Raw genomic sequence first — 4713 nt, 5'->3', positions numbered from 1 at the left:
TGATCGGGTCGAGGACGCTGTAGGTCAGCTTGCTGCTCATGCCGACCGCCGACCACTGTCCCCAGTTGATCGCGGTGGCGGGTCGCCCGGATGCGCGCCGCCATGTCATCAGCGCATCGAGCCACGCGTTACCGGTGGTGTAGGCCAGCTGGCCGGGCAGGCCGAGCATGGTGGCCATCGACGAGAAGCCGACCCACCAGTCCATCTGCGTGCCGGCCGTCGCCGCGTTGAGCCGCAGCGCGCCGGCGACCTTGGGCGTCCAGACTTTTGCCAAACCTTCCCGGGTCAGGGCGCTGACCAGGCCGTCGCCGGTCACACCGGCGCCGTGCACCAGCCCGCGCAGCGGCTTGCCGGTCTCCTCGGCCGCGGCCACCAGCCGCTCTGCCACGCCTTCGGCGGCGATGTCGCCGGCCACGAACACCACCTCGGCGCCCAGGCCGGCCAGGTAGTCGCGCTGCTCTTGCGACGGTTCGCGGCGGCCGTTGAGCACGATGCGGCCGGCACCCCGCTCCACCAGCCAACCGGTGACGACGGTGCCCAGACCGCCCAGCCCGCCGGTGAGGATGTAGGAGCCGTCCGGTCGGACCACCGCGTCATGGCGATCGCCGTCCAGTGCGGCACGGATCATCCGTTCGACGTAGCGTCCGTCGCCGCGCAACGCGACGACGTCGTCGCCGGTCGAGGCGGCGAGTTCGTCGGTCAGCTTGCCGAGCACATCTGCGCTGCCCACATCGAGCAGGGTGACGCCGAGGTCCGGCTCGCCGGCCAGCACCCGGGCCGCTTCGCCGGGGAACCGCCAGTTCCGAACCAGGCCTTTGAGCGCGCCGATCGCCGGGTCGCCCGGCTCGTCGTCGTGGACCGACAACCCGCCGCGGGTGACCAGCCACAGCCGCGGCGAGGTGCCCTTGCAGCCGTCGACGGCCGCGTGCGCGGCGGCCGTGATATCCACCACCAGGTCCTGGGCCCGCTTCAGGGCGGCATCGGTGGCTTCAATGTCATCGCCGTTAAACGGCGGGTTGGCCAGCAGCACGACGATGCCGACCGGCTGCGAGCCGGCGGTCGTGGCGAACGCCTCCGCGACCGCCGACACATCGGCCAGCGGGGCGCTGACCGCACGTCGCGTCGAGGAGGTGAGCTTGTCGGTGAGTTCGGTTGCGAGAGCCTGGGCGGCGGAGTCGTTTTCGGCCAGCACCAGCCAGGTGCCGTCGGCCACCGCGCCGCCCTCGGCAGGGCTACGCACCCATGCGGCGTCGAAGATCTTCTGTTCCAACGGCAGCGGCACGCTGGCCAGATCGACCGGCTTGAGCTCGACACCGGTCAGCTCGGCGAGCACGGCACCGGCGTCGTCGGTGAGCACGACGCGGCCGCGGTCGCCGGCCAACTCGGTGTGCACGCGGGCCCGCCCGCGGATCGGGGCGAAGACGCGGATCGTCTCCACCGAAACCGCTTGATAGGAAGCGTCTTCCGACTCGGCCGGGATGGCGGCGGCCAGTTGCCGCAGCGCGGCGTCGACCAGCACCGGGTGAATGCGGTACTCGGGATGATCGGCGACCTCGTCGGACAACGTGATCGCGGTGCCCGGCCCGGCAACCGGGCCGGCCGGTGTGCCCGGTTGGGTCACGTCGGCGACCGCGTATCGCGTCCAGCTGCCCCCGCCCGAGCGGGCTTGAATCTCAACACGATTCGCTTCGGGGCTCACTGAGAGCTGAGTGGTGACGCGGGTCGCGGCGTCCAGGATCAGCGGCCGCTCGATAATGAGCTTGCTGATCGTGGCGGCGCCGAGCGCCTGGGTGGCGGCGGCCAACGCCATCTCGGCGAAGCCGGCGGCCGCGAGGACGGCTTGGCCACCGATCGTGTGGTCGGCCAGCCATGGCAGCGTCTCGACACCGATGTCGTTCTGCCACACATGCTCACACCCGGACGGCAGTTCGACGTGTGCGCCCAGCAACGGGTGGACGTCGGTCAGCCGCTGGGCGGCGGGTTTCTTCGCGACCCAGTAGCTGGCGTGCAGCCACGGCGAGGCCGGGATCGCGACGCGGCGCCGACCGTCGCCGTCACCGCTCACCCCGATGGTGGCGAGTTGCTCGTGGACGGACAGTGTTTCGTCGTCGCCGCGCTTCATGGCCGCGGTGACGGCGAACTGGTCGCGGGAGCCCACCGCGGCCAGCGTCTCGCCGATGCCGTGGGTCAGCAGTGGGTGGGGGCTGATTTCGACGAACGTGGTGTGCGTCGCGGCCGCCGTGGCTATGGCCTGGCTGAACCGCACCGGGTTACGCAGGTTGACCACCCAGTAATCGGCGTCGAATCTCGAAGCGGCCTCAGCCTCACCGACCGTGCCGATCACCGGGATCCGCGGCGTCTGCGGCTTCACATCGACCAGCGCCGCCCGCAACTCGTCCAGAATCGGGTCGACGGTCCGATGATGCGAAGCCACATCCACCTCGACCCGACGCGCCAACTTGCCCTGCCCGTCCACCACCGCGATCGCCGCATCGACCTGCTCCGGCGGACCCGCGATCACCGTCTGAGCCGGTGCCGCATACACCGCCACCGACACATCCGGATACTGCCCGGCCAGCTTCTCGGCCTCATCAGCACCCAACTCGACCAGCGCCATCGCACCCTGACCGGACAACCGCAACATCAACTTCGACCGCGTCGCAATGACTTTCAAACCATCCGCCGGACTCAGCGCACCCGACACGACCGCCGCGGTCACCTCACCCATCGAGTGACCGATCACCGCATCGGGCTCAACCCCGTAGGAGCGCCACAACGCGGTCAACGCCAACTGCATACCCACCAGCACCGGCTGAATCCGGTCGATACCGACCACCGGCTCACCGGAGGCCAACACCTCACGCAACGAAAAACCAACCTGCGCAACAAAGTCCGGCTCCAACTCGGCCACCGCCGCAGCAAACACCGGCTCATCGGCCAACAACTGCCGACCCATCCCCGCCCACTGCGAACCCTGACCCGAGTACACAAACACCGTGCCCGACCCGTGCGGCTTCTCGGTCGGCTCCACCACACCGCTGGCGGGCGCACCGGCGGCCAGCGCGCGCAGCCCGGCGACAGCCTGCTCGTGGTCGCGGGCGGCCACGGCGGCGAAGCTGCGGTACCGGCCGCGATAGTTGTTGACGGTGTTGGCGACGTCGGCCAACGGCACCTCAGCGCCCGGACCGGACAACCAGTCGGCCAGCATCTCGGCGATCGGCGCGATGCGCGCCGGGGTCTTACCCGAGACGATCAGCGTGCTGACCGCCGGATCCGGTTGCACAACAACAGGTTCCGTCACGGGCGCCTGCTCGATCACCACGTGGGCGTTGGTTCCGCTGACGCCGAATGACGACACCCCCGCGCGACGCGGGCGGTTCACCTCGGGCCACGGCATCCCGTCGGCGGCAATGGTGAACTTCGACGCTCCCGCTCCCGCATTCGGGGTCAGCGCGCTGAAGTGCAGGTGCGGCGGAATGTGGCCGTGGTCGAGGCTGAGGACCGTCTTGATGAAGCCGGCGATACCCGACGAGTTCTCCAGGTGGCCCAGGTTGGTCTTCATCGAGCCGAGCACCAGGGGCGCCGAATCGCCACGTCGATCGAAAACCGCACTCAACGCGTCGAGTTCGATCGGGTCGCCCAACGCGGTGCCGGTGCCGTGCGCCTCGATGTAGTCGATCTCCGAGGGTTCCAGCCGCGCCGAGGCCAGCGCAGCCCGCAGCACGGCCTGCTGTGCGGGTCCGCTGGGCACCGTCTGGCCGCTGCTCGGGCCGTCCTGGTTGACCGCCGAACCGCGGATCAGCGCCTGCACCGTATCGCCGTCGCGCTGTGCGTCGCTGAGCCGCTTGAGCACAATCACGCCGCAGCCTTCGCTGCGCACGTAGCCGTTGGCGCTGGCATCGAAGGTCTTGCATTGGCCGTCCGGGGCCAGCATCCCCCAGCGCGAGCAGGCGATGCTGTTCTCCGGGGTCAGGATCAGGTTGGTGCCGGCCGCCAGCGCCTGATCCGTTTCACGACGGCGCAGACTCTGGCAGGCCAGGTGGACGGCGACCAGCGACGACGAGCATGCGGTGTCGAGCACGACCGCGGGACCATGTGCGCCAAGGAAATACGACAGCCGGCCCGCGGCGAAGTTCGACGCGTTACCGAACGGCAGGTACGGGTCGAAGTCTTCGGGACGCCCACCGTCCTCGGTCGCGAGCCAGTAGTAGTCGCTGGTGGTCAGGCCCACGTAGATCCCGGTCTGGCTGTGGCGCACGGCTTTCGGCGTCACGCCGGCGTTTTCCAGTGCTTCCCAGGCGACTTCGAGCAGCAACCGCTGCTGCGGGTCCATCGCGATCGCCTCGCGCGGGGAGACCCCGAAGAACTCGGCGTCGAACTCGTCGGGCCGCCAGGAGGTGAGGAAGCCGCCCTTCCGGCTGCAGATGGTGCCCGGCCGGGTGTGGTCGTCGGAGTAGTAGGCGTCGGCGTCCCAGCGGTCCGCCGGAACCCGGATGACGCCGCTGCGGCCCTCCTGCAGCAGTTGCCAGTAGTCGTCGGTGTTGTTGACTCCGCCCGGCAGTCGGCAGGCCATGCCCACCACGGCAATCGGCTCGAGGTCGGCCTGTTCGGCGATCTCCAGCCGGGCCGTCAGGTCATCGATCTTGCGAAGCGCCTCGGTGATGATCGCCCGACGGTCTGGCGGTGCAGTCATCCCGCTCAACCCAGCCTCTC

General features: G+C 69.6%; 1 protein-coding gene. It reads right to left on the bottom strand.

From position 1 onward, the window contains the following. A partial coding sequence (locus AC2VOG_RS09420; protein ID WP_486939639.1) for a type I polyketide synthase occupies positions 1–4693 on the bottom strand: 4693 nt, incomplete at its 3' end. Positions 4694–4713 lie beyond the last annotated feature (20 nt).

Source organism: Mycobacterium sp. TH-M11, assembly GCF_057473725.1.
This window is presented reverse-complemented; position numbering and strand designations above follow the sequence as displayed.